This is a genomic window from Lacrimispora struthionigena, from assembly GCF_048627165.1.
Classification (GTDB): Bacteria; Bacillota; Clostridia; order Lachnospirales; family Lachnospiraceae; genus Lacrimispora.
The window spans coordinates 170,458-195,463 of record NZ_JBMBWP010000002.1 but is presented as its reverse complement, the minus strand read 5'-3'; the positions used below and the strand labels follow the sequence as shown (position 1 = coordinate 195,463).

Genomic DNA, 25,006 nt, shown 5'->3' with positions numbered 1-25,006 from the left:
AAATCTTTCCGTTGTCAAATGATTTAATAAAAATTAAGATTGTAAATATATGTGGGTTTTTCCATAACAAAGGAGTATGAATCGATGTTATATCAAATAGAATTTGATGTTTTATATGCACTGCAGTCTCTGCATAATCCATGGCTTGATCAGGTCATGGTCCGTATTACAAGTCTGGGAGACCATGGATTTATCTGGATTTTAATTGGTGTGGTACTGTTTTGTATTCCCAAAACCAGAAAAATTGGGATTGGCGTATTGCTAAGCCTGGGGGTAGGACTTCTTCTTGGAAATATGATACTGAAAAACCTTGTAGAAAGGCCAAGACCCTGCTGGATTGATACCTCCATTCCTCTATTAATTCAAAATCCCAGAGACTTTTCCTTTCCTTCCGGCCATACGCTGGCTTCCTTTGAAGGAGCGATCAGCATCTGGCTCTATGATAAAAGGCTTGGAATTCCTTTTCTCATCCTGGCTGTACTCATTGCATTTTCCAGAATGTATTTATTTGTTCACTTTCCAACTGATGTGCTTGGAGGCGCTGTTCTTGGGATTTGTATAGCTTTATTGGTACACCACTTAATGGAAAGAAATACCTGTGTTGAAAAAAACACTTGATTTCTTAAGAATGTATGTTATACTGATGGCGATACAAAACTAAATAAAAGTCGCAGAGTAGACTTGTGTGCGTTAAGTGCCAGCTGAACAGGGAGTTGTCAGCAGGACGAAAAGATTTTCTTGCGGTACACGAGTCGCATCCCGCTGCACCAGAAGATAGGTGTCTTATCTCCGGTCGTAGTCTGAGGTCTGCAAAGGAGGTATTTTTTTATGAAAAAATTCGTTACTTTGTTCACCGATTCTTACAGAGAGCTGAAATCTGTAAGAACAATCACTGCCGCAGCCATGTTTGCCGCAGTTGCCATTATTTTGGACATGTTCTCCATTCAGCTGGGAAGCTACATCAAGATTACGTTTTCATCTATTCCCAATGGAATCATTTCCTACTTATTCGGTCCGGTAGTGGGTGGACTGTTTTCCGGAAGCCTTGATGTGCTAAAGTATTTATTAAAGCCCACCGGCGCCTTTTTTCCCGGACTTACCATGGTTACGGCCCTGGCAGGAGTCCTGTACGGCATTCTGTATTATAAGAAGCCGATTACCTTAAGAAGAATTCTCATATCCAAACTGGTGGTCATGCTGATCTGCAACGTGATATTAAACACCCTCTGCCTCTCCATGCTGTATGGAAAAGGGTTTATGGTGTTGCTGCCGGCAAGAGCGCTGAAGAATCTGGTTATGTGGCCTATCGATTCCATGATTTTTTATACCTTACTGAAAACCATGGATTCCATCGGTATTTTCCGAACTATTCGGAGTGTACATCTGCTTCATACAAAATAACCACAAAACCCCGGAGTGTCAATGTGATGCTCCGGGGTTTTTTACAGGGGAAAAATGTCGTAATTTGTAACCTGAATCAGATAAATGGACACAGGCATTGGTAAAATACATAGACATAAGACCAATTTCGTAATATAATCTTAGGTATATGTCTGTAAATAACAGTTTTAACAGGAGGAATGAATCATGAGTGAGAGTTGTACTCATAATTGCAATACTTGCGGTGAAAGCTGCGGGAGCAGGGAAGAGGCTCAGACCAGTTTCTTAGAGCCGCTTAATCCGTCCAGCATAGTAAAAAAGGTAATTGGAGTTGTAAGCGGAAAGGGCGGCGTGGGAAAATCGCTGGTAACTTCCATGATGGCAGTCAGCATGAGTGGAAAGGGTTATAAAACGGCGATCCTGGATGCGGATATTACAGGACCTTCCATACCGAAGGCATTCGGTTTATCAGATAACGGTGTAGGAATGACACCAAACGGACTGATGATCCCTGCAGTCAGCGCAACAGGAATCGAAGTCATGTCAGCAAATTTAATTCTGGACCAGGAGACGGATCCGGTTATCTGGAGAGGACCGGTCATAGCAGGTGCTGTAAAACAGTTCTGGCAGGAAACTCTTTGGGAAAATGTGGATTATATGTTTGTGGATATGCCTCCGGGAACCGGCGATGTGCCACTGACCGTATTTCAGTCACTGCCTCTTGATGGCATTATTATTGTAACCTCTCCCCAGGAGCTGGTTTCCATGATTGTTGGAAAAGCAGTGAACATGGCGAAGAAGATGAATATCCCCATTCTTGGGCTTGTGGAAAATATGAGTTACTTAAGCTGTCCCGACTGCGGAAAGCAGATTGCTGTATTTGGTGAAAGCCATATCGATGAGGTGGCTGAAAATTACGGTGTGAAAGTGCTTGCCAGAATCCCCATTGATCCCAAGATTGCTGCTTCAGTCGATGCAGGAACCGTAGAGTATTTAGAGGCGCCATGGCTGAAAGAAGCAGTTGACGCAGTAGAGGCGGTTTAACCGGAACTGCTTTTTGAGGTATAAGAATGAATATTAATATGAACCCTAACAGTGAACTGAACCAGTCGATTGTAAAAGTTCCCAATCTGGTTTCGGTTCCGGACCCCCTGATGAAGCAGGCGTATCAGTTTCAGGAAGCTATGATGATGTATACCTGTGCCATTCGTGAGGTTAAGACAAAGCTGGAAGTATTAAACGATGAACTGTCGGTTCGTAACTCCAGAAATCCCATTGAACTGGTAAAATCCAGAGTAAAGAAGCCGGTTAGCATTGTTGAAAAATTAAAGCGCAGAGACCTTCCTGTCTCTTTAGAATCCATGATGGAAAACTTAGATGATGTTGCTGGTATTCGAGTCATCTGTTCCTTTTTAGATGACATTTATGCAGTAGCCGATATGCTTGCAAGGCAGGATGATGTCCATATCATAGCCATAAAAGATTATATCAGTCAGCCTAAAGTCAATGGATACCGCAGTTACCATATGATCATTGAAATTCCTGTTTTTTTCTCAGATCAGAAAAAATGGATGCGGGTGGAGGTTCAGATTCGTACCATGGCCATGGATTTTTGGGCCAGTCTGGATCATCAGCTTAAATACAAAAAGGAAATGCAGGAATATTCCCAGGAGATCAGTGATGAGTTGCGGGAATGTGCAGATGTAATCGCCCAGACCGATGAGAAGATGCTTAATATCAGAAAGCGGATTGAGGAACAGGGGATTACTGTGACGAAATAAATGGAATAAACATAATAAGGGTCAGGCTGTTACGGTTTATCATCTCCGTAACAGCCTGACCCTTAATTCATTGAATATGGGAAATGACTGGTAATGTAACAGTAAATCTGGTTCCGGTTTCCGCACTGCTGGCAACACTTATTTTTCCTTTGTGCTGGTCCACAATTGTTTTTGCGATAGAGAGTCCCAGACCGTAGCCGCCTTCTTTGTGGACTCTGGATTTATCAGTTCTGTAAAACCGTTCAAATATGTGCTCTTGCTCGGTTGGTGATATGAGTTCTCCCGTATTGACAATTGTAAGTACTCCGTGACCGGCCTGTTTTTTAAGAAAAACGGATACAGAGCCATTGGTACCAGCATACTTGCATGCATTATCCAGAAGAATGGTTATTAACTGTTTTAACTGGGCTTCCATACCTTCTATAAAAATATCAGTCTGAATGTCATTATTTAGAGTAACCTTGCTTTCAAAAGCTACCGATTCAAAGAGTAACACACCATTTAAAACCAGTTCACTGAAATCAAGAGGGAGCTTTGAGATCCGAACTGCCTCTACGGATTCCGTATCCGAGCGGGCAAGGAAAAGAAGTTCTTCCACCAGCTGTTTCATCCGATCCGCTTCCTCCTTCGTATTCATCAGCCATTTTTCCTGCTCTTTGATGGTGCGTTCTTTATGGGTAGAGAGAATCTGTAAATTTGCCAGTATCACAGTAAGAGGAGTTTTTAATTCGTGAGATGCATCTGCTATAAACTGATTTTGCTGATCCCAGGCTTTTTTTACAGGTTTTAAAGCCAGATGAGAAAGAAACAGGCTTAAAATAAAAAATAATATGATAGCTGTAAGGAAGACCAGAATGCAGTTGACCAGTAAAACCTCTAAGGCGTCCCGTTCATAGCTTAAATCTGCAAATCCGATTTCCATTCCGTCCCTTGCAGGCATTTTCATATATCGGAGGGAGTAATCTTTTAAAACTCCTTCCGTACTGTCTGTTTCATTGACCAGCTTTATTAAGGAAGAAGCTAATTCATCCGATACTGTAATATTATTTTCCTCAATTTTTTCAATGGTATTATCGGATTTCAGTGTGATTACAAATGAGGGAATGAGAGGAATCGGATTTTTTTTGGGCCGCCGGCCAAATTCCACCTTGTCTGGCGGCATTTTAAAACGTTCATGACTCAGGGACTGGATGAGAGTCATAGAGGTATCCCTCATGATCCGTTTCCGGTTTGAGACGTAAAATGTACCCATCACTACGGCCAGTATACTGATAACAAAGCACATATTAGTGAGTATAAACTTGATTCTTAACTTCTTAATCATTTGGATTCCTCCAGGCGGTATCCTACTTTTCGTACAGTGGTAATCTCTGCTTTTGAACCAAGAAAATGAAACTTTTTACGTAGAAATGAAATATAAGCTTCTACGTTATTATCCTCCGCATCAGAATCAGATCCCCATACCCGGTTGATTAAAGTATCCTTTGATATAATTTTTCCGATATTGCTCATAAGGATTCTCAACACTTCGAATTCTTTATAGCCCAGATGAATGGATTTGGTTTTACACCACAAATCATTGGTTGACAGATTTAATCTTAGATCTCCAAACTCCATTTCTTCTACAATCACTTCCCCCTGTCTGCGGGAAAGCGCCCGGATACGTGCCAGAAGTTCTTCCGGAATAAATGGTTTTGTCATATAATCATCGGCACCTTTATCCAGTCCGGTTACTTTATCACTTACGTTATCACGGGCTGTAAGCATTAGGATGGGAGTCTGTATTTTGGCTTCCCGAAGTTTCTCAACAATCTGAAACCCATTCTCACCAGGGAGCATCACATCCAGAATTATTACATCATATTCTCCTGACAGACCGCAGTATAAACCATCTTTTCCGTTAAAAACCAGATCAGTCTGATAATGCTGTTCCTTCATAATCTGTCCTATGGCTTCGGCCAGTCTGACTTCATCTTCCACAATTAACAGCTTCATTGTTAAGTTCTCCTTTGCTTTATTTATTATAGCCTTAAAAATTCATTTAAGCAATCAAATGCCTGTTTTTTCATTATAAGGGTACTGCCTTAAAATAAGCTGAAATACTAAAAAACAGACAGTTTTTAATTTCAGGTTAATTTCAGTTTACCATCACAAAGCCATCACAACGATTTGTTAAGATATTAAGAAATCTTATAAAGGAGAGGAGAAACTTAAATGAATGCACGAAGAGCGGCGGCTTCACTTGCAGTTGTTTTGGCTGCGACGGCGATTACACCGATGAGAGCAGAGGCATCAGCCAATTTTGATTTAAGAAAAAAAGTCATCGGTATATCGGGTATTATGAATACGACCAATACAGCGATGTCTGTCACACGCGGAGAATTTGCCGCCATGCTGGTAAATGCTTCTTCTTACCGAAGCACAGTAAGCAGTTTAAGCAATACTTCTGTATTTGCGGATGTGCCAAGAGATAATGAATATTCGGCTCAGATCCGGATTGCGGCAGAACAGGGGTGGATGAATGGATATCTGGGAGGTGTATTTAAACCAGATGATTACATAACACTTCAGGATGCAGTAAAAGGGGTTCTGGCATTATTGGGATATAAGAATTCTGATTTCACAGGTGACCAGACGGGATCCAGACTTTCCAAATACCATTTTCTAGAACTGGATGAAAATATTAACAAGGAAGCCCTGGAAGTAATGAAAAAGGATGACTGCATCAACCTTTTTTATAATCTGCTGAAAACAAATAATACTTCCGGCAGCATGTATGGAAAGATATTAGATTGTGAACTGACCGAGGATGGTGAAATCAATCCGTTTACCATGGTGGATAACAGCTTAAAGGGACCAAAAGTCGTTAGAAGCAAGAGCAGTCTGAACAATTATCTGCCCTTTAAACTCAAAGATGCCAATGTGTATCTGGATGGGGAGGCAGTGTCCAATTCCAGTGATGCGATTTCTGTGGCTCTGGAAAGCTCGGATGGAGTACTGGTATATTATCATTCATTGTCCAAAACGGTATGGCTTTATACGGTTGGAACGGAAAATGAAAGCGGGCGGTCCGCGGCATTTGGTGAAATTACAAACATCGTTTATAATTCCACAGATTTAATGAATCCCAGTGCCATCATTCTGGATGATGGAAATACCTATACTCTTACCAGCACCGAGATGCAGTTCGCATTTTCTTCTTATGGGGATTTGAGAGTCGGAGATACCGTAAATCTTGTTTATACCCTTTCTACCAACAGTAATGGAGATGAAACAAGGACTGTCATTGATTATATAGAAGATTAGCGGGAGAGGCCGGAATGAAAAAAATCATCCAGAAGTTTTTAAAAAGTGATCAGAAAAAAAGAAATGGAAAGCGGAAAAAGATTTTTATTATTCTGCTCCTGATCGTTACTGCATTGGCAGGGATATTTTTTGCTTTTTCATACAAAAAGAGTAAGGAAGCAAATGCCCAGGCAAAAAAGATCAAAACTGCAGTTGTTACAAAAAGAGACATCTCATCAAAACTGTCTTCTTCCGGAACCATTTCTCCGAAGGATACCTATGATATCACCTCGCTGGCGGAAGGAGAGGTGATAGAAGCCAATTTTGAAGAGGGCGATGAAGTGCAAAAAGGTCAGGTTTTATACCGGATTGACAGCTCTTCTGCGGAAACCCAGCTGACCTCAGCCAACAATTCTCTTGAACGGGCACAGGAAAGTTATCAGGTGGCATTGGATAATTATAATGATGCCTTAAAAGATTACAGCCAAAATACATATAAATCTACGGAAACCGGATATATCAGCTCTTTATCCATAAAAGAAGGAGATAAAATCAGTGATAAAACGGAAATAGCCTCTATTGTAGATGACAGTATTATGAAAATCAAGCTTCCGTTTCTTTCTGGAGAGGCAGCCCAGATACCGGCTGGAAGCGCAGCTGTTTTAACCCTTTCGGATACGGGGGAACAGGTAAATGGAACGGTTGTTTCTGTAGGAAATATGGATGTTACGCTGACAGGAGGAAGGATTGTCCGATATGTTACGATTGAAGTTCCAAATCCCGGTGGTCTGACAAAGGATATTTCTGCTACGGCAACAGCAGGAGGCTTTGTATGCAGTATGGAGGGGACATTTGAAGCAAAACTTGAGACCACAATGAAAGCGGATCTTCCGTCAGGAGTTGAGGTAAGTGCATTGCTTGTACATGAGGGTGACTACGTAACCAAAGGGACTCCCGTTTTTACCATAGAAAGCAAAAGTGCGGCAGCCCTCATTCGTACTTATAAGGATGCCCTGGATAAAGCACAATCCTCTCTGGAATCTGCAAAAAATTCTCTGGATAACACCCAGGAAACCTACGATAATTATACGATTACTGCTCCTATATCAGGTAAAGTAATCACAAAAAGCATTAAGGTGGGAGATAAGATTACAAAGAGCTCCAGCGGCAGCACTACACTTGCAACAATCTATGACATGTCCAATTATACCTTTGAAATGAGTGTGGATGAGCTGGATGTCAAATCAGTGGCAGTGGGGCAGAAGGTGGAAATTACCGCTGATGCTGTAAGCGGAAAGACATTTTCCGGTACAGTTACCAATGTAAGTCTGAAAAGCACCACAACCGATGGAGTAACCAATTATCCGGTTACCATTACGTTAGATGATGGCATGGATGAACTGCTTCCCGGCATGAATGTGGATGGAGTCATTGTATTAAATGAGGCTTCTGACGTGCTTACCATTCCGGCCGATGCACTGATACGGGGTAATAATGTTTATATAAAGGATGATACCGTAAAAGAGGCCAATGGAGCTGTCCCCGCAGGATTTAAAGAGGTTGAAGTAAAAACCGGATTAATTAATGATGATTATGTGGAAATAACTTCAGGTCTTGAAGAGAACCAGGAGGTTTATGTGGCTCAGACTACAGTGAGCAGTACCAGCAAAACTACCGGCATGCCAGGAGAAATGGGAGGCCCGCCAGGAGGAATGGGCGGTGGCATGGAAGGTGGACGAAGCGGGGGAGGAAATAATAATAGCAGAAGCAGCAGCGGCGGCGGTCAGTCCCGTTCAAAATAATGAGGAGGAATGGAATGTGGCAGAGCCCTTGATTGAATTAAAGGAGATCTACAAGGTATATCAGATGGGAGAGGAAGAGGTACGCGCAAATGACGGAGTGACCATGACCATATATCGGGGAGAATTTGTTGCCATTGTGGGAAAGTCAGGAAGCGGGAAATCCACTCTTATGAATATTATAGGCGCTCTTGATGTTCCAAGCGATGGTACCTATCTCCTGGGTGGAGAGGATGTGGGAAGTATGACTGACAATCAGCTGGCACAGATCCGAAATAAAATGATCGGCTTTATTTTTCAGCAGTACAATCTGCTTCCCAAATTAAACCTTCTGGAAAATGTGGAGCTGCCCCTACTCTATGCCGGAGCCGGAAATGAGGAACGAAAAGAACGTGCCATGGCGTCTTTGGAACGGGTGGGACTGGCAGACAAGTGGAGAAATCTCCCAAATCAGCTATCTGGCGGACAGCAGCAAAGAGTATCCATAGCCAGAGCTCTTGCCGGAAATCCCTCTCTGATTCTGGCAGATGAACCGACGGGTGCCCTGGATTCCAAAACCAGCCGGGATGTACTGGATTTCTTAAAGGAACTAAATGATGAGGGCAATACCATTGTAATGATTACTCATGACAGCAGCATTGCTTTAGAAGCGCGGCGGGTCATAAGGGTACACGATGGTAAGATTAATTTCGATGGAGACGTAAATGAATATTCTGCAATCCTTTAAAATGGCTCTGAAAAGTATCTGGGGGAATAAGATGCGTTCTTTTCTCACCATGCTGGGTATTATTATAGGCGTGGCATCGGTAATCATTCTGGTCAGTATTGTAAACGGTCAGATGTCTTATATGAAGGACAGCTTTACCAGTATGGGTACCAATCAGATGACGGTCCGTTTAACCAACTTAACAACCAGATATGCAGATGTAGATGAAATGTACCAGTTTTATAACGACAACAGGGATTTATTTTCTCATATGACACCAAGCGTATCGGTAAGTGCCAAGTTAAAATATGGGACAGAATCTCTGGAAGATACCACAGTAACAGGAGTCAGTGAAGATTATCTGGGTATGAAAGATCAGACTCTTGATGCAGGACGTTTTATTTCCTATTCTGATATTGCTTCCAGACAGAAGGTGTGTGTGGCAGGGTATTACGTTGCCTGGAAATTATATGGAAGCGTGGATAATGCCATAGACAAAACAATTAAAATGAATGGCAGCGCTTACCGGATTGTAGGTGTCATATCCAGACAGGATGACGATGAGCTGGAAGCCGGAGGAACGGATGATATTTTGTATCTTCCATACAGCAGTGCTGCAAAAATGAACAATACGGCAAAAATCAGCAACTACGTGTTTTCCACATCTGATACAGACTATACGGCAAAAGCCAAAGAGTCTCTGGAAACATTTTTACTGGGAATCTATAAAGATGACAGTCTGTACCGGGTTACTGCCATGAGCGAGATGCTGGAATCTTTGGATTCCATGATTGCCATGATGTCCATGGTTCTTGGCGGCATTGCCGGAATTTCACTTCTGGTGGCAGGTGTGGGAGTCATGAATATTATGCTGGTGTCAGTATCGGAACGAACCAGGGAAATCGGAATCAGGAAGGCTCTGGGAGCAAAAAAGAAACATATCATGCAGCAGTTTGTAATTGAAGCGGCTGTCACCAGTTCTCTTGGAGGAGTGGTTGGGATTGTAGTAGGTTCTGTAGCAACCACCCTGGTTGGGGCTGCCATTGGAATCAATGCAACACCTACGCCGGGCGCAGTAATTGTGTCCTTTAGCGTATCGGTTGGAATCGGTCTTTTGTTTGGATACATGCCGGCCAGCCGTGCTGCCAACTTAAGCCCCATTGATGCACTTCGAAGTGAATAATAAAAGGAATAATTTCTTGCAAATGTGTCATAGGAGTGATACTATTTGCATAGGTACCAAAGGAGTAGCTCTTTTACGGCTACTCCTTTTCGGGCGTAAGAGAATCTTTGTGATAGGAAAGGATATAGAAAATGAATGTTGCAGATATGCATTGTGATACCATAGCAGAGCTTTATTACAGAAGACAGGCGGGAAAAGAAAGCTCTATTTTAAAGAATGACTGCCATATTGATCTGGAGAGAATGAAAAAAGGGAATTACTGTCTGCAGAATTTTGCCCTGTTTACAGAACTGACTAAGCATGAAAGACCCTTTGAATACTGCATGCAGCTGCTGGACTTATTTTATACCGAACTGGAACTGTATGGAGATTTGATTGGGATTGTCAGGACATATGAAGATATTGAGAAAAACCGGAAGGAGGGGCGGATGTCTGCCATGCTTACCATTGAGGAGGGCGGCGTCTGTCAGGGGGAAACGGCATTTTTGCGTAATTTTTACCGCCTGGGCGTCCGTATGATGACTCTGACATGGAATCACATCAATGAACTGGCTTATCCAAACCGAATCCGCATTGAGAAAGAGGAAGCATTTTTTGAACCGGAAACCGAACACGGGCTTACCGAAACGGGTATTGTTTTTGTGGAGGAGATGGAGCGGCTGGGTATGATTATTGATGTATCCCATTTATCTGATGCAGGTATTTATGATGTGTTCCGTTACACGAAAAAACCTTTTGTGGCAAGTCACTCCAATGCAAGAACCATAGCAACCAATCCCAGGAATTTAACCGATGAGATGATAAAAATGCTTGCAGAGCGGGGCGGAGTAACAGGAATCAATTTTTGCGGAGATTTCCTTCATGACTGGAACAAAGGGGAGAAGTCGTTAAGCCGCATTCAGGATATGGTCTCACACATAAAGCATTTAAAGAAGATTGGCGGAATTGGCTGCATTGGCCTGGGATCGGATTTTGATGGTATCGGAGGAGAACTGGAGATGAAATCTCCGGAAGATCTGCCCCTTTTAGAAGCATGCATGAAAAAAGAAGGCTTTAGCGATTCTGAAATTGAAGCTGTTTTCTATGGCAATGTACTCCGTGTGTATAAAGAAATTTTACATTAAGACAAAATTTTACATAAATTTTACAATTGCATGCATAATACTTTACATAGATTTGATATGATACTTACATAACATGACTTGTCATGAAATACAGGAGGATGATATGTCAATTACAGATATACAAATGCTGTTTCAGTTTATCGGGGGGCTGGGAATGTTCCTTTACGGAATGGATGCCATGGCTGATGGACTACAGAAATCTGCAGGACATAAGATGCAGCAATTGCTTGGAGCATTAACTAGCAACCGGCTGATGGGTGTTTTGCTTGGAACGGGAATTACCGCTATCATACAGAGCAGTTCCGCCACTACAGTAATGGTGGTTGGATTTGTCAACGCGGGTATCATTAATCTTCAGCAGGCAGTGGGCATTATTATGGGTGCAAACATTGGAACTACTGTTACCAGCTGGATCGTCTCCATGAGTGAATGGGGAGAAATGTTAAAGCCGGAATTTTTTGCGCCTGCACTTGTGGGCGTTGGCGCACTTTTTAGTTTATTTTCAAAGAGTGAAAAGAAAAAACAAATCGGTCAGATTTTAGTTGGTTTTGGTGTTTTGTTTATTGGCCTTAGTTTTATGTCTTTATCCATTACCCCTTACAAGGAAGCTCCCATATTCGGACAGGCATTTTCTGTACTAGGCAAAAATCCCATTCTGGGAATACTGGCCGGTCTTGTGGTAACCGGCATTATACAAAGTTCTTCCGCTTCTGTCGGTATCTTACAGACCCTTGCACTGAATGGGATTGTAAACTGGCAATCAGCTATTTTTATCACATTGGGGCAGAATATCGGTACCTGTGTAACTGCATTGCTTTCCAGCCTGGGAGCAAACCGGACAGCCAAACGTGCTGCTGTGATCCATCTTCTCTTTAATGTAACGGGTGCCTTTATTTTTGGAATTATCATGTTCGTTTTATTTAAACTGAATCCGGTACTTGCATCTTCTTCCATTAGCAGCGTAGAGATATCCATATTTCATACCATATTTAACGTATCGAATACCATTATCTTATTTCCTTTTGCCGGACTGCTTGTTAAAGCCTCTGGATTTTTTATACGGAGTAAAGAAAAAGAAGAAGCGCCTGATCCTGAAAGCGAGATGAAGCGTCACTTAGATGAGAGAATTCTGGAAACGCCCTCCTTCGCCATTGAAAATGTAAATCAACAAGTGGTGAATATGGGATATGCTGCACTTGAAAATTTTGATGTGGCAGCAGACGCGCTGCTGAGCAGCGATTTATCCGAAATCCGGCAGGTGGAGAAGCTGGAACAAAAGATTGATCATTATGAGAAGCTGCTGACAGATTATTTAATAAAAATCAATAATCAATCATTAAATGAAGAACAGCATATGCTGGTTAAAAATCTCTTCTATACAGTCAGTGATTTTGAACGGGTCAGCGATCACTGTGAAAACTTATCGGAACTTGCAGCGGAAAAAGCCAATCGTAAGATTATCTTTTCCAAGGAAGCAGAAAGCGAAATGAGAGAAATGCTGAACGCTGTCCGGTCTTCTCTGGAACATGCTGTGAAAGCAAGAGAAACTTCTGATATGTCAGAAGTACGTGCTGTCGTTCAGAGTGAGGAAAATGTAGACAGCCTGGAGGAAGAATTAAGAGAACGTCATATTGAACGTTTATCTGCACAGGCCTGTAAACCAGAAAACGGAGTTATCTTTTTGGATGCATTAAGTAACCTGGAAAGAATATCTGACCACGCCCATAACATTGCAGGTTACGTAAAGGAAGAAATATAAGAAACATACTTAAACTTTTTTAGACAGAAAGGAGAATGTATGGAACGAATCTATGTAGTAGAGGATGATGACAATATCAGGGACTTAATAAAAATTGCCCTGGAAGGCTTTGGATATGAGGTGTCTGCACATGAACTGGCAGAGGAAGCCTTAAAGTGTATGGAAACGGATAAACCCGCCCTGGCTGTCTTTGATCTTATGCTTCCTGGTATGGACGGATTGTCGGCTATACGCAAAATCCGGAAAAATGATTCATTAAAAGACATTCCCATTCTTGTCCTCACTGCCAAAGACCGGGAGTTTGACAAAGTGGCCGGTCTGGATGGCGGTGCAGATGACTATATGACAAAGCCTTTTGGTGTCATGGAGCTTGCGGCACGCATCCGCAGTCTTTTGCGCCGGAGTACGAAAAATCAGGGATCTGAGGATGAACTGGATCAGTATTGTCTGAACTTAAACAAGAAGACCAGAGAAGTTTATTGTGACGGAGTAAAGGTTGAACTTACATTAAAAGAGTTTGAATTGCTGCAATATCTTATGGAAAATCACAATAAAGTAGTAACCAGGGACGAACTGCTTAATCACATCTGGGGATATGATTATGATGGAGAAACCCGGACTCTTGACATGCACATCCGTACGCTGCGGCAGAAGCTGGGAGAAAACGGCGGTTCCTGCATTAAGACGGTTCGTGGAGTGGGCTACCGCTTAATTAAAACCGAAGAATGATGGAAAAGAACAGGCGGTATAAATTGACAGAGGGAGGCACTATGAAACAGGCGATCTTTTTAAAATTTATTCAGATTATTCTTGTAGTACTGGTGTTAAGCAGTTCTATCTTTTATATTGCCTCCAGCAGTGCTCTGCTTAAAAATTCCAGAAAAGACATGAAATATACATTAAAGGCTATGGATGAGGTTCTTGATTACAACGGAGATTTAGAAAAGGAAATCGGAGACCTAAAGCCAACATTAAGTGAAAACCGTAGCCGTTTCACCGTCATTAGCCTTGATGGAACCGTAGCGGCCGATACTGGAGAAGTACCGGTCGCTTCTTTGGATAATCACGGAGACAGGGAAGAGGTGAAGGAAGCACTGGCAGGTGGGATAGGAACTGCCAGACGCTATTCAAAGACCCTTAAGGAGAGTATGCTTTATGTTGCCATACGCTCTTCCAAATCCGATTACATTCTGCGAATGGCAATTCCCTATACCGGTATGAAAGAAAATTTAATACTTCTTCTCCCTGCGGTATGGCTTAGCTTTCTTGCTGCTATCATGTATTCAGCTTTTTCTGCAGACAGTTTCGCTGAGTCAATCACCCGGCCTCTGAAAGAAATTTCCCAGGAGATGTTAAAGGTAAACGGCGATTATACAGATCTTTCTTTTGAACGATATCAGTATCCGGAAATTAATATCATTGCAGAAACCACTACCAGAATGTCAAAGAATGTAAAAGATTATCTGACTCAGATTGAACGGGAAAAGCAGATCCGCCAGGAATTTTTCAGCAATGCTTCTCATGAATTAAAAACTCCCATCACATCGGTACAGGGCTATGCGGAACTTTTGGAAAGCGGGATTATACAGGATGAAGCTCAAAAGTCAGATTTTATAAAGCGCATTAAAAAAGAAGCGGGAAATATGAATAACCTGATTAATGATATTCTTATGATATCCCGTCTGGAGACAAAAGAGGCAGAGGTTTTAAAAAGTGATGTACGCCTTTCCATACTGGTAGAGGATATCATCGAATCCTTAGAACCCCTTGCAGCTTCTCACGAAGTTCTTCTTCATATGGACTGTAAGCCGGTCTGTATCTATGCCAACGGCCAGCAGATGAAGGAATTAATTGGCAATCTGGTCAGCAATGCGGTAAAATATAATAAACCAGGCGGAGAGGTATGGATCACAGTTCGTGAGGAAGACCGCAATGTGATAATCCGGGTAAAAGATAATGGGATGGGGATTCCAAAAGAATCGTTAGGGCGTATATTTGAACGGTTCTACCGGGTTGATAAGGGGAGAAGTAAAAAACAGGGCGGAACCGGTCTTGGTCTTTCCATTGTAAAACATATTGTAAACTTTTATCATGGCACCATTACGGTGGAATCAACCATTGATGTTGGAACGGAATTTATGGTTAAGATTCCGATCCAGGGAAAAACACTATAAAAGAAGCCGTTTCAGGCAGGAGGTGTACGGGTATGGGAAATTTTGTTTTAACCTGTTGTTCTACGGCAGACATGAAAAAGGAATTTTTTGAAAGCCGCAATATTCCATATGTCTGTTTTCATTACACAATAGATGGGGTAACTTATCCGGATGATTTGGGGGAGAGTATCCCGTTTGAAAAATTTTATGAGCGGATTGCCAAAGGGGCAGCACCTTATACCTCTCAGGTAAATGTTGAGGAATACTGCAATTTTTTTGAACCGATCTTAAAAGAAGGAAAAGATATTTTGCATCTGACTCTGTCTTCCGGAATTTCCGGTACCTATAATTCCGCCTGTGTGGCGGGAAGCGAGATGCGTCAGAAATATCCGGAAAGGACTATAATTATACTGGATACACTTGGGGCGTCTTCTGGTTATGGACTTTTAACCGATGCAGCAGCAGATTTACGGGATAATGGAGCCACATTAGAGGCAGCGGCACAATGGGTTATGAATAACCGGCTTTCTGTACACCATTGGTTTTTCTCTACGGATCTTACCAGCTTTAAACGGGGAGGAAGAATATCTGCAACCTCTGCCATGCTTGGAACTGTTCTGAATATCTGCCCTCTTATGAATATAGATGATACCGGACATTTAATTCCGAGACAGAAAATAAGGACAAAAAAAAGAGCCATTCAGGAAATGGTAAAAATGATGGAACTCCATGCCCAAAATGGTTCCCGCTATAACGGAAAATGCGTGATTGCCCACTCCGCCTGTGAGACCGATGCAAAAGAAGTGGCAGCACTCATTGAGAGCCGCTTCCCCATGCTGTCAGAAAAAGTGATTATTAACAGCATTGGCTGCGTAATCGGTTCCCACACAGGTCCTGGAACGGTGGCGCTATTCTTTTTCGGAGATAAAAGAACTGATTAGTTGTTTAATTACCCATAATCTGGGCAATCATACGATTGGGCAGGCAGACAATGCTTTCCCCTGTCTGTTCAATTGTGCCCTGATGGATACAGATTTTGTCGGGACAGGTTGCATCGGAGACGTGCACCTTTCCGCCTTTAATTACTATGCGGTTGGTTCCGCTCTGATATCCGTTTACTAAAATCTCTGTATCATGGTTTAAATCCAGCTTATCAACAACATTCCCATCTACCGTGATCTCAAGATATCTGGCAGGCTTTGAAAAAATGATCTTGTTTACAAGGAGGAGAATGCAGGATATTGCTACAATAATAACAATTAATATGACTTCTTTCTTATGTTTTTTAATTTCCATTCTAACAGATCCTCTTACTTATTTTCTATAATACATAAACAGAATGGCTTAATAGTAGGCCCTGTTTTATTATAACACAGAATCCCCACTCATTCCAAATATAATTAAAATTTCATAAAGTCGTTGCCGGAATCGTTAAGAATGTGTTAAAATAAAGTCAAACTTTATAAAAGCAGGAGGAGATATGAATAAAAGTAACGCAAATGCTAAACGAAATGGATATATTGGGTTAGGAGCCATGATTTTACTGGCTGGCGCTACTGTTTTTGGAACAGATCCACTTTATAAGGCGATTGACAACAGTGTTAGACCCGAAATCTATGTTCCGGGTACCTATACAGGTACTGCGAGAGGCTACGGCGGGATTGTCACCGCAGATGTAACAGTATCAGGAAAGACCATTGACTCCATTGTTGTAAATGGAGAGAAGGAAACTCTGCTCAATATGGTATTGCCAGGGTTAACGGATTCCATTCTTGGAAAGCAGTCCACAGAGGTGGATGCAGTATCAGGAGCAACGCTTAGCAGCAATGCCATAAAGGAAGCAGTGGATCAGGCTCTTGCCAAGGCAAGAGGAGAAAAGCCGGAAGATGTGCCGGAGACAACGAAAGAGGCATCTGAGACTTCCGCTTCTTTAAAGGATGGAACCTATACTTATGAATCACCGGAATTTGATGAGAACGGATTTAAAGATCAGGTCAGTATGACCGTTAAGGGGAATGCAATTACAGCCCTTACCTGGGACTGCATAAAGGAAGACGGAACCAAAAAGAGCCAGCTTTCCATGGATGGAAAGTATGTGATGACCGAGAAAGGTCCCAAGTGGCATGAACAGGCAGAATCAGTGGTGGGTTATGTTTTAGAGCACCAGTCCCTGGATGGATTAGTGAATGAAAAAGGCTATACCGATTCCGTATCTTCTGTCAGCATTAACTTAATGGGATTTGTAAACGGAGTAAAAGACTGCTTAACCCAGGCCGCCGGTGAAGGTGAGAGCCAGGCAACGGCGTTAAAAGAAGGAACCTATACTTACGAATCACCCAAGTTTGATGAGAACGGATTCAAAGATCAGGTGAGTATGACTGTTAAGGGGAACGAAATTACAGCCCTTACCTGGGACTGCATTAAGGAAGATGGAACCAAAAAGAGCCAGCTTTCCATGGATGGAAAGTATGTAATGACTGAAAAAGGTCCCAAGTGGCATGAACAGGCAGAAGCAGTGGTGGGTTATGTTTTAGAGCACCAGTCCCTGGACGGATTGGTGAATGAAAAAGGCTATACCGATTCCGTATCCTCTGTCAGCATCAACTTAATGGGATTTGTAAACGGAGTAAAAGACTGCTTATCTCAGGCAGCCGGTGCAGGTGAGAGCCAGGCATCAGCGTTAAAAGAAGGAACCTATACTTATGAATCCCCCAAGTTTGATGAGAACGGATTCAAAGATCAGGTAAGTATGACCGTTAAGGGGAATGCAATTACAGCCCTTACCTGGGACTGCATAAAAGAAGATGGAACCAAAAAGAGCCAGCTTTCCATGGACGGAAAGTACGTAATGACAGAGAAAGGTCCCAAGTGGCATGAACAGGCAGAGGCGGTTGTCGGCTATGTGCTGGAACACCAGTCTTTAGAAGGCCTTGTGAATGATAAAGGTTATACCGATTCCGTATCCTCTGTCAGCATTAACTTAATGGGCTTTGTAAACGGCGTAAAGGATTGTTTAACTCAGGCCTCCAGTGAAGGAAAGAGCCAGGCATCAGAGTTAAAAGAAGGAACCTATACATACGAATCACCGGAATTTGATAAGAACGGATTTAAAGATCAGGTGAGTATGACCGTTAAGGGAAATGCGATTACAGCACTTACCTGGGACTGCATAAAGGAAGACGGATCCAAAAAGAGCCAGCTTTCCATGGACGGAAAGTATGTAATGACCGAGAAAGGTCCCAAGTGGCATGAACAGGCAGAAGCAGTGGTGGGTTATGTTTTAGAGCACCAGTCGCTGGACGGATTGGTGAATGAAAAAGGTTATACCGATTCCGTATCATCTGTCAGCATCAATTTGATGGGATTTGTAAACGGAGTGAAAGACTGCTTAACCCAGGCGTCAAAACAGTAGAAGTGTATAATCCCGGAAACCGGCAGGAAATGCCCTTTTCCGGGATTTTTCTTTTTACACAGGTGGGCAAGTGTGATAAGATAAAATCTGCAGGTAAAAAAAAGGAGATTTGAAATGAATAAAAAGAAATCGGCACACATGGCCGCACTTTACGGAATGCTGATTGCCCTTGCCTTTGTTCTCAGTTTTGTTGAAAGTCTCATTCCTATTTCCCTGGGCATTCCAGGAGTAAAACTGGGACTGGCAAATCTGGTAACTGTTGTGGGTCTTTATACGGTGGGAACCACAGGGACCGTAGTCGTTTCTCTTCTTAGAATTGTGCTGACAGGATTTACATTTGGTAACTTATTTGCCATGCTCTACAGCCTGGCTGGCTGGGGGTTTAGCATTGTCATTATGATTCTTTGTAAAAAAAAGAAATGGTTTGGAACTTCGGGAATCAGTATCCTTGGCGGGATTGGTCATAATATCGGACAGATTACGGTCGCGGCATTTGTGGTAAAGCAGGCGGGGGTATTCTTTTATCTTCCGATGCTGTTAATAGCAGGTACGGCAGCAGGGCTTGTCATTGGCATACTGGGGGCTATGATTATCAGCAGAATTAAAATTGTTATAAAAAAATTGTATTAAATCGAAAAGATATTATATTGTGTTAAGGCTTTGTCAAAGGTATAATGGGAGAGACAAAAGATGGAATGAAATCCAGGAGGAATAGCAGAATGATTGATAAGGCAATTAAGAAACTGGTAACTTATGGGCTGGATACAGGGCTGATCAGTGAAGATGACCGTTATTATGCAGTAAATCAGATTCTCGACGTATTGTGGATGGACGAGTATGAAGAACCCCAGGAAGAAACAGGGGATATAGATTTGGAGGAGGTGTTAGCCGAACTGCTGGACTATGCCTTTGAAACTGGTATCATTCCTGAAAACAGCATTACATACAGGGATTTGTTTGATACCAAGCTGATGAACTGTCTGATGCCAAGACCAAGTGAAGTGGAAACCAGATTCTGGGGATTATACAATCATCAGTCACCTCAGGCAGCTACTGAATATTATTATAAGCTGAGCCAGGATTCTGATTATATCAGGCGGTATCGGATTAAGAAGGATATGAGATGGGTGACTGCTTCCAAATATGGCGATCTGGATATCACCATCAATTTATCAAAGCCGGAAAAAGATCCCAAAGCAATTGCGGCTGCGAAGCTTGCAAAACAAAGCGGTTATCCCAAATGCCAGCTTTGTATGGAAAACGAGGGGTATGCAGGGAGAACAGATCATCCGGCCAGAAACAATCACAGAATCATTCGTTTAAAGATCAATGACAGTCAGTGGGGATTTCAATATTCTCCATACGTTTATTATAATGAACACTGTATTGTTTTCAATGGAAAACATACACCGATGAAGATCGAAAGAGATACCTTCGTAAAATTATTTGATTTTGTAAAACAGTTTCCTCATTATTTCCTGGGGTCCAATGCAGACCTTCCCATTGTAGGAGGATCCATTTTATCCCACGACCATTTCCAGGGAGGTAATTATGATTTTGCAATGGCGAAAGCGAAGGAGGAAGAACTGTTTTGCATCAAGGGGTTTGAGCATGTGACAGCCGGCATTGTGAAATGGCCTATGACTGTTTTACGTACAAGAAGCACCAACCCGGAGGATTTAATAGAACTTGGAACAAAAGTACTGGAAGCATGGAGAGCCTATACCGATGAATCTTTGTTTGTATTTGCAAACACGGAAGGACAGCCTCATAACACCATTACTCCTATTGCAAGAAAACGTGGAGATGAATACGAACTTGATCTGGTACTGAGGAATAATATTACAACGGAAGAATTCCCTTACGGAGTTTATCATCCTCACCAGGAGCTGCACCACATTAAGAAAGAAAACATCGGGTTAATTGAAGTAATGGGACTTGCTGTGCTTCCATCAAGACTGAAGGCTGAGTTAAATCTCATATCAGAATATCTGCTTGAAGGAAAAGACATAAGAAGCAATGAAGTGATTGAAAAACATGCTGACTGGGTTGATTCCTTCCGTGCAGACTACCAGTCTTTTACGAAAGACAATGTGGACGAGATATTAGAAAAAGAGGTTGGTCTGGTCTTTGAGCGGGTGCTTGAAGATGCAGGTGTGTTTAAATACGATGAGGCAGGAAGAGCCGGATTTAAGCGTTTTCTTACCAGTATGGGATTTGAATCCGTGTCACAATAGAAAGACTGTGAGACTATCAGAGAGAATCATGTTTGTAATTATCTTCCCTTTGAGTTATATTCTAGTGGGAACGGATGGAAAATCTCCGTTCACTGAATACGGAACCGGACTGATGAGCCGGAGGGGGACATATTAACAGTCATGAAGCAGATAGAAAATAAAACACTGAGAACGCTTACGGAGTATGGACTGATTACGTTCAGTATCTGGATTATGGTGGTGGGGATTTACTTTTTTAAATTTCCCAATAATTTTGCTTTCGGAGGTGTGACCGGGCTTGCGACTGTGATCAGCGCATTAACCCATTGGTCAGCAAGTCAGTTTACGACGATTGTCAACACAGTACTGCTTGTACTTGGATTTCTGTTTTTGGGAAGAGGTTTTGGTATTAAGACTGTTTATGCCAGTGTCCTGATGTCGGTTTTCTTATATATTCTGGAAAAGGTTTGCCCGATTACCGGACCACTGACAAAAGAACCGCTGCTGGAACTGATTTTTGCCATACTTTTGCCAAGCGTTGGAACGGCGATCCTGTTTAATATCGGAGCATCCAGCGGAGGAACCGATATTATTGCCATGATATTAAAACGATATACCAGCTTTAACATCGGGACAGTGTTATTATTAGTGGATGTTACCGGAGTGATTATGGCTTATTTTGTTTTTGGACCAGAGACAGGACTGTTTTCTTCCCTGGGACTGATGGCAAAATCACTGGTAATTGACGATGTCATTGAGAATATGAATCTTTGCAAATGCTTCAGTATCATCTGTGATGATCCTGCACCCATTTGTGATTATATTATTCATGGCCTCAATCGAAGCGCTACGGTATATGAAGCCCAGGGTGCTTTCAGTCATCATAAAAAGACGGTGATTCTTACAACGATGAAGCGTTCTCAGGCGCTGAAGCTGAGGAATTATATTCGAAATGTGGAACCGTCAGCATTTGTGCTCATTTCTAATTCAAGTGAAATTATAGGCAAGGGCTTTCTTGCCAGTTAAAAGATAAAAAAACCGAAGGACCAATGTTCTTCGGTTTTTTGTATAATAAATACTGCTTATATTGGTAAAAATAAGTCTAAAATGACGAAAATGCACTTTAGCACTTTAAAAACACATAAATTTAAAGTAATAAAATTGACGGAGGTTATTTTTTGTAGTATGATACAAATTAAGTTCTTAACAGGACAAGTTTTAGAAGGAAGAGGAGAGAAATTATGAAAAAGAAAGCGAAAGCATTATCCCTGGCTCTTGCAAGTGTTATGATGTTATCTCTTGCTGCATGCTCCGGTAAGGCGCCGGAAAAAACGGAGACAACGGCTGGCACAACCGCAGCACAGAGTTCTGAAAAAGCAAGCGAGGCTACAACCACTGCAGCTGCCAAAACAGCAGATGGAAAACAGTATAAGATAGGAGTTCTTCAGCTGGTTCAGCATACAGCTCTTGATGCTTCTAATAAAGGATTTATTAAAGCCCTTGATGACGCTGGATTAAACTATACCGTTGATCAGCAGAATGCTTCCGGTGACCAGCCAACCTGCCAGACCATAGCAAGCAAGCTGGTGAATGATGGAGATGATTTAATTCTTGCCATAGCAACTCCGGCAGCTCAGGCTGTAGCAGGTGCAACCAGTGAGATCCCGGTACTTATTACCGCTGTAACTGACCCGGCTGCATCTGACCTGGTTACAAGCAATGAAGCGCCAGGAGGCAATATTACCGGTACCTCAGATCTGACTCCTGTAAAAGAACAGATTGCACTATTAAAGAAGATTCTTCCAGATGCCAAGACAGTGGGCATCCTTTACTGTACTGCAGAATCTAATTCTGAAATTCAGGCAAAGATGGCAAGAGAAGCAATTGAAGCGGCTGGAATGACCGCGGTTGACTATACCGTTTCAAGTTCCAATGAGATTCAGACCGTTGTTACCTCCATGGTTGGAAAAGTAAATGCCATTTATGCACCCACAGATAACACCATTGCAGCTGGTATGACAACAGTAGCGATGATTGCCAATGAAAATAAAATTCCTACAATCTGCGGAGAAGAAGGAATGGTAAAAGCAGGCGGACTTGCAACATATGGTATTGATTACTATGAGCTTGGTTATTTAACCGGCAAGCAGGCAGTGAAAATCTTAACCGAGGGTGCAGATGTTTCTAAAATGCCCATTGAATATCTTCCACTTGAGAAGTGCAAACTGTCTGTAAACGAAGAAACTGCAAAGACACTGGGAATTGATTTATCGGGTCTGAAATAAGAATAATAATAAATGGAAGAATTGAGCAGGCGGCCTGGAAAACGACCGCCTGTAATCCATAGATGCTTTACATAAAAGATGAATCAGACATTTTTTATGTAAGGCATTTATGCCTGTGATAAGAAAACATACGGAGGAATGATAGATGAGTGGTTTACTGGTATCCCTTCAGGACGCGGTAGTTCAGGGAGTTTTATGGGGGATTATGGTATTAGGAGTTTATATTACTTATAAGTTGCTTGACATTGCAGATCTGACGGTAGACGGAAGCTTTGCATTAGGCGGCTGCGTCTGCGCCGTAATGATTCTTAACTTTCATGTAGATCCCTGGATTGCCCTGGCAGTGGCGGCGATTGCAGGAATGGCAGCTGGTGCAGTAACAGGATTGTTACATACAATCTTTGAAATTCCCGCTATTTTGGCCGGAATATTAACCCAGATCGGATTATGGTCCATTAATCTTCGGATCATGGGAGGGAAGAGTAATGTTCCCCTTTTAAAAACAGATACAATTATGTCCAGATTTATTGATTTTACCGGACTGAATAAACAGATCGCTTCTCTTGTGATCGGCATTGGAATCGCAGTGATCATGATTGCCCTTCTTTACTGGTTTTTTGGAACGGAAATCGGCAGCGCCATGCGTGCCACCGGAAACAACGAATCCATGATCCGTGCCCAGGGCGTTAATACCAACTGGACCAAGCTTCTGGCTCTTGTTATCAGCAATGGTCTGGTGGGAATTTCAGGCGGACTGGTCTGTCAGAGTCAGAAATATGCAGATATCGGTATGGGTACCGGAGCCATTGTTATCGGCCTTGCTGCCATTGTTATCGGTGAAGTACTGATGGGAAGACTTCGTTCCTTTGGAAGCAAGCTTACCTCTGCCGTGGTAGGTTCAGTAATTTATTTTGTAATCCGTGCCGTGGTATTAAGAATGGGTATGAATGCCAACGATATGAAACTGCTGTCAGCAGCAATTGTTGCAGTGGCTCTTTGCGTGCCTGTTGTGGTGAGAAAGCTTCGTTTGAAGAAATCTTACACAGAAGGAGGAGAATAATCATGCTTGATATTAAGAATGTAAGAAAGACTTTTAATAAGAATACAATCAATGAAAAAAAAGCGCTGAATGGCATTAACCTTCATCTGAATGAGGGGGATTTTGTTACAGTCATCGGCGGTAATGGAGCTGGAAAGTCCACCATGTTAAACATGGTTGCCGGCGTATATCCCATTGACTCCGGAAAAATTGAAATTGACGGAATTAACATTTCCAGATATCCGGAATATAAAAGAGCACAGTACATCGGCAGAGTCTTTCAGGACCCAATGATGGGGACAGCTGCCGGCATGGAGATACAGGAGAATATGGCACTTGCTTACAGAAGAGGGAAAGCAAGAGGCTTATCATGGGGAATCAAATCTGAGGAAAAGGCATTTTATTATGAAGCGATTCAAAAGCTTGGGCTTGGACTTCAGGACCGTATGACCAATAAGGTGGGACTTCTATCGGGAGGTCAGAGACAGGCGCTTACTCTTTTAATGGCGACCCTCCAAAAACCAAAGCTGCTGCTGTTAGATGAGCATACGGCTGCACTGGATCCCAAAACAGCAAGAAAAGTTCTTGATATTACCCAGGAGATTGTAAAGGAACAGAATCTTACTACACTCATGATTACCCATAATATGAAGGATGCTATTTCCATCGGCAACCGGCTGATTATGATGCATGAAGGCCGTATCATCTATGACGTTTCCGGAGAGGAAAAGAAAAAACTGGAAGTGGAAGATCTGCTGAAAAAATTTGAAGAAGCCAGCGGAGAAGAATTCTCCAATGATCGTATGATTCTGGCAAAATAAAATGAATAACAGGACTTAGAGGAATGAAATCCCCTGGTCCTGTTTTTTAATTGGTTTGTAACA

Annotated in this window: 23 protein-coding genes and 1 riboswitch; of the genes, 20 read left to right on the top strand and 3 right to left on the bottom strand. The window is 42.2% G+C overall.

The annotated features are described in order from the left end of the window. The first annotated feature begins 84 nt into the window (after window positions 1–84). The 4 genes from ACOAOT_RS09780 to ACOAOT_RS09765 all read left to right on the top strand — a co-directional run bounded on the left by ACOAOT_RS09780 (window position 85) and on the right by ACOAOT_RS09765 (window position 3,161). Window positions 85–618 carry a phosphatase PAP2 family protein gene (locus ACOAOT_RS09780; protein WP_420216820.1) on the top strand — a complete coding sequence of 178 codons (534 nt, stop codon included), beginning with the start codon at window positions 85–87 and terminating at the stop codon, window positions 616–618. A 51-nt stretch (window positions 619–669) separates the two neighbouring features. After that, a riboswitch (THF riboswitch) is annotated at window positions 670–767 on the top strand. Window positions 768–828: 61 nt separating this feature from the next. Continuing rightward, window positions 829–1,401, top strand: a complete 573-nt coding sequence (locus ACOAOT_RS09775; protein ID WP_420216819.1) for a folate family ECF transporter S component — start codon at window positions 829–831, stop codon at window positions 1,399–1,401. A 186-nt stretch (window positions 1,402–1,587) separates the two neighbouring features. Continuing rightward, window positions 1,588–2,424 (top strand): P-loop NTPase, encoded by an 837-nt coding sequence (locus tag ACOAOT_RS09770; protein ID WP_420216818.1) that lies wholly within the window; start codon window positions 1,588–1,590, stop codon window positions 2,422–2,424. A gap of 26 nt (window positions 2,425–2,450) precedes the next feature. Then, window positions 2,451–3,161, top strand: a complete 711-nt coding sequence (locus tag ACOAOT_RS09765; RefSeq protein ID WP_349669668.1) for a GTP pyrophosphokinase — start codon at window positions 2,451–2,453, stop codon at window positions 3,159–3,161. Window positions 3,162–3,228: 67 nt separating this feature from the next. On the opposite strand, the gene ACOAOT_RS09760 is transcribed toward ACOAOT_RS09765, so the two are convergent. After that, window positions 3,229–4,485, bottom strand: coding sequence for a sensor histidine kinase (locus tag ACOAOT_RS09760; RefSeq protein WP_420216817.1), 1,257 nt, complete (start codon window positions 4,483–4,485; stop codon window positions 3,229–3,231). Beyond that, window positions 4,482–5,156, bottom strand: a complete 675-nt coding sequence (locus tag ACOAOT_RS09755; RefSeq protein ID WP_420216816.1) for a response regulator transcription factor — start codon at window positions 5,154–5,156, stop codon at window positions 4,482–4,484. The genes ACOAOT_RS09760 and ACOAOT_RS09755 overlap by 4 nt, the downstream gene beginning before the upstream one ends. 219 nt (window positions 5,157–5,375) lie before the next feature. On the opposite strand from ACOAOT_RS09755, the gene ACOAOT_RS09750 reads away from it, so the two are divergent. The 9 genes from ACOAOT_RS09750 (at window position 5,376) to ACOAOT_RS09710 (ending at window position 16,111) form a co-directional block, all read left to right on the top strand. Beyond that, complete coding sequence (locus tag ACOAOT_RS09750; RefSeq protein WP_420216815.1) at window positions 5,376–6,467, top strand: S-layer homology domain-containing protein; 1,092 nt, start codon at window positions 5,376–5,378, stop codon at window positions 6,465–6,467. Between the two features lie 14 nt (window positions 6,468–6,481). Next, window positions 6,482–8,248: an efflux RND transporter periplasmic adaptor subunit gene (locus ACOAOT_RS09745; RefSeq protein WP_420216814.1), complete on the top strand. Its 1,767-nt coding sequence runs from the start codon at window positions 6,482–6,484 to the stop codon at window positions 8,246–8,248. A 64-nt stretch (window positions 8,249–8,312) separates the two neighbouring features. Continuing rightward, window positions 8,313–8,972, top strand: coding sequence for an ABC transporter ATP-binding protein (locus ACOAOT_RS09740; protein ID WP_277409767.1), 660 nt, complete (start codon window positions 8,313–8,315; stop codon window positions 8,970–8,972). Continuing rightward, entirely contained in the window at window positions 8,956–10,134 is a 1,179-nt protein-coding gene (locus tag ACOAOT_RS09735; protein WP_420219407.1) for an ABC transporter permease, read from the top strand. The genes ACOAOT_RS09740 and ACOAOT_RS09735 overlap by 17 nt, the downstream gene beginning before the upstream one ends. Window positions 10,135–10,265: 131 nt before the next feature. Next, a complete protein-coding gene (locus tag ACOAOT_RS09730) occupies window positions 10,266–11,258 on the top strand; it encodes a dipeptidase (RefSeq protein WP_420216813.1) in 993 nt (330 codons plus the stop codon). 103 nt (window positions 11,259–11,361) lie between these two features. Beyond that, window positions 11,362–13,017: a Na/Pi cotransporter family protein gene (locus tag ACOAOT_RS09725; RefSeq protein WP_420216812.1), complete on the top strand. Its 1,656-nt coding sequence runs from the start codon at window positions 11,362–11,364 to the stop codon at window positions 13,015–13,017. 39 nt (window positions 13,018–13,056) lie between these two features. After that, on the top strand, window positions 13,057–13,746 hold the full coding sequence (locus ACOAOT_RS09720; RefSeq protein ID WP_420216811.1) for a response regulator transcription factor: 690 nt from the start codon (window positions 13,057–13,059) through the stop codon (window positions 13,744–13,746). A gap of 41 nt (window positions 13,747–13,787) precedes the next feature. Then, window positions 13,788–15,191: a sensor histidine kinase gene (locus ACOAOT_RS09715; protein ID WP_420216810.1), complete on the top strand. Its 1,404-nt coding sequence runs from the start codon at window positions 13,788–13,790 to the stop codon at window positions 15,189–15,191. Between the two features lie 32 nt (window positions 15,192–15,223). After that, window positions 15,224–16,111 carry a DegV family protein gene (locus ACOAOT_RS09710; protein WP_420216809.1) on the top strand — a complete coding sequence of 296 codons (888 nt, stop codon included), beginning with the start codon at window positions 15,224–15,226 and terminating at the stop codon, window positions 16,109–16,111. A 4-nt stretch (window positions 16,112–16,115) separates the two neighbouring features. Here the strand turns inward: ACOAOT_RS09710 and ACOAOT_RS09705 are convergent, their stop codons facing one another. Next, complete coding sequence (locus ACOAOT_RS09705; protein ID WP_420216808.1) at window positions 16,116–16,466, bottom strand: NusG domain II-containing protein; 351 nt, start codon at window positions 16,464–16,466, stop codon at window positions 16,116–16,118. A gap of 184 nt (window positions 16,467–16,650) precedes the next feature. Between ACOAOT_RS09705 and ACOAOT_RS09700 the strand changes: the two genes are divergently transcribed. The 7 genes from ACOAOT_RS09700 to ACOAOT_RS09670 all read left to right on the top strand — a co-directional run bounded on the left by ACOAOT_RS09700 (window position 16,651) and on the right by ACOAOT_RS09670 (window position 24,943). Beyond that, window positions 16,651–18,582, top strand: coding sequence for an FMN-binding protein (locus ACOAOT_RS09700; protein ID WP_420216807.1), 1,932 nt, complete (start codon window positions 16,651–16,653; stop codon window positions 18,580–18,582). Between the two features lie 114 nt (window positions 18,583–18,696). Further along, entirely contained in the window at window positions 18,697–19,212 is a 516-nt protein-coding gene (locus ACOAOT_RS09695; RefSeq protein WP_420216806.1) for a Gx transporter family protein, read from the top strand. 89 nt (window positions 19,213–19,301) lie between these two features. After that, on the top strand, window positions 19,302–20,819 hold the full coding sequence (galT, locus tag ACOAOT_RS09690) for a UDP-glucose--hexose-1-phosphate uridylyltransferase (RefSeq protein WP_420216805.1): 1,518 nt from the start codon (window positions 19,302–19,304) through the stop codon (window positions 20,817–20,819). A gap of 141 nt (window positions 20,820–20,960) precedes the next feature. Continuing rightward, a complete protein-coding gene (locus ACOAOT_RS09685; protein ID WP_420216804.1) occupies window positions 20,961–21,824 on the top strand; it encodes a YitT family protein in 864 nt (287 codons plus the stop codon). Window positions 21,825–22,039: 215 nt separating this feature from the next. After that, window positions 22,040–23,083 carry an ABC transporter substrate-binding protein gene (locus ACOAOT_RS09680; RefSeq protein ID WP_420216803.1) on the top strand — a complete coding sequence of 348 codons (1,044 nt, stop codon included), beginning with the start codon at window positions 22,040–22,042 and terminating at the stop codon, window positions 23,081–23,083. 145 nt (window positions 23,084–23,228) lie between these two features. Beyond that, on the top strand, window positions 23,229–24,143 hold the full coding sequence (locus tag ACOAOT_RS09675; protein WP_104437537.1) for an ABC transporter permease: 915 nt from the start codon (window positions 23,229–23,231) through the stop codon (window positions 24,141–24,143). 2 nt (window positions 24,144–24,145) lie between these two features. Next, the gene (locus ACOAOT_RS09670; protein WP_420216802.1) at window positions 24,146–24,943 is read left to right on the top strand and encodes an ABC transporter ATP-binding protein; all 798 of its coding nucleotides are present in this window, start codon (window positions 24,146–24,148) and stop codon (window positions 24,941–24,943) included. The last annotated feature ends 63 nt before the right edge of the window (window positions 24,944–25,006 follow it).

Excerpts from the sequence above, each read along its gene's own strand:
- ACOAOT_RS09750 (WP_420216815.1), top strand. The coding sequence starts at position 5,376 with ATGAATGCACGAAGAGCGGCGGCTTCACTTGCAGTTGTTTTGGCTGCG.
- ACOAOT_RS09720 (WP_420216811.1), top strand. The coding sequence starts at position 13,057 with ATGGAACGAATCTATGTAGTAGAGGATGATGACAATATCAGGGACTTA.
- ACOAOT_RS09670 (WP_420216802.1), top strand. The coding sequence starts at position 24,146 with ATGCTTGATATTAAGAATGTAAGAAAGACTTTTAATAAGAATACAATC.
- ACOAOT_RS09780 (WP_420216820.1), top strand. The coding sequence starts at position 85 with ATGTTATATCAAATAGAATTTGATGTTTTATATGCACTGCAGTCTCTG.
- ACOAOT_RS09675 (WP_104437537.1), top strand. The coding sequence starts at position 23,229 with ATGAGTGGTTTACTGGTATCCCTTCAGGACGCGGTAGTTCAGGGAGTT.
- ACOAOT_RS09700 (WP_420216807.1), top strand. The coding sequence starts at position 16,651 with ATGAATAAAAGTAACGCAAATGCTAAACGAAATGGATATATTGGGTTA.
- ACOAOT_RS09730 (WP_420216813.1), top strand. The coding sequence starts at position 10,266 with ATGAATGTTGCAGATATGCATTGTGATACCATAGCAGAGCTTTATTAC.
- ACOAOT_RS09680 (WP_420216803.1), top strand. The coding sequence starts at position 22,040 with ATGAAAAAGAAAGCGAAAGCATTATCCCTGGCTCTTGCAAGTGTTATG.
- ACOAOT_RS09740 (WP_277409767.1), top strand. The coding sequence starts at position 8,313 with ATGGGAGAGGAAGAGGTACGCGCAAATGACGGAGTGACCATGACCATA.
- ACOAOT_RS09715 (WP_420216810.1), top strand. The coding sequence starts at position 13,788 with ATGAAACAGGCGATCTTTTTAAAATTTATTCAGATTATTCTTGTAGTA.
- ACOAOT_RS09695 (WP_420216806.1), top strand. The coding sequence starts at position 18,697 with ATGAATAAAAAGAAATCGGCACACATGGCCGCACTTTACGGAATGCTG.
- ACOAOT_RS09745 (WP_420216814.1), top strand. The coding sequence starts at position 6,482 with ATGAAAAAAATCATCCAGAAGTTTTTAAAAAGTGATCAGAAAAAAAGA.
- ACOAOT_RS09710 (WP_420216809.1), top strand. The coding sequence starts at position 15,224 with ATGGGAAATTTTGTTTTAACCTGTTGTTCTACGGCAGACATGAAAAAG.
- ACOAOT_RS09770 (WP_420216818.1), top strand. The coding sequence starts at position 1,588 with ATGAGTGAGAGTTGTACTCATAATTGCAATACTTGCGGTGAAAGCTGC.
- ACOAOT_RS09765 (WP_349669668.1), top strand. The coding sequence starts at position 2,451 with ATGAATATTAATATGAACCCTAACAGTGAACTGAACCAGTCGATTGTA.
- ACOAOT_RS09760 (WP_420216817.1), bottom strand. The coding sequence starts at position 4,485 with ATGATTAAGAAGTTAAGAATCAAGTTTATACTCACTAATATGTGCTTT.
- ACOAOT_RS09755 (WP_420216816.1), bottom strand. The coding sequence starts at position 5,156 with ATGAAGCTGTTAATTGTGGAAGATGAAGTCAGACTGGCCGAAGCCATA.
- ACOAOT_RS09725 (WP_420216812.1), top strand. The coding sequence starts at position 11,362 with ATGTCAATTACAGATATACAAATGCTGTTTCAGTTTATCGGGGGGCTG.
- ACOAOT_RS09685 (WP_420216804.1), top strand. The coding sequence starts at position 20,961 with ATGAAGCAGATAGAAAATAAAACACTGAGAACGCTTACGGAGTATGGA.
- ACOAOT_RS09705 (WP_420216808.1), bottom strand. The coding sequence starts at position 16,466 with ATGGAAATTAAAAAACATAAGAAAGAAGTCATATTAATTGTTATTATT.
- galT (WP_420216805.1), top strand. The coding sequence starts at position 19,302 with ATGATTGATAAGGCAATTAAGAAACTGGTAACTTATGGGCTGGATACA.
- ACOAOT_RS09775 (WP_420216819.1), top strand. The coding sequence starts at position 829 with ATGAAAAAATTCGTTACTTTGTTCACCGATTCTTACAGAGAGCTGAAA.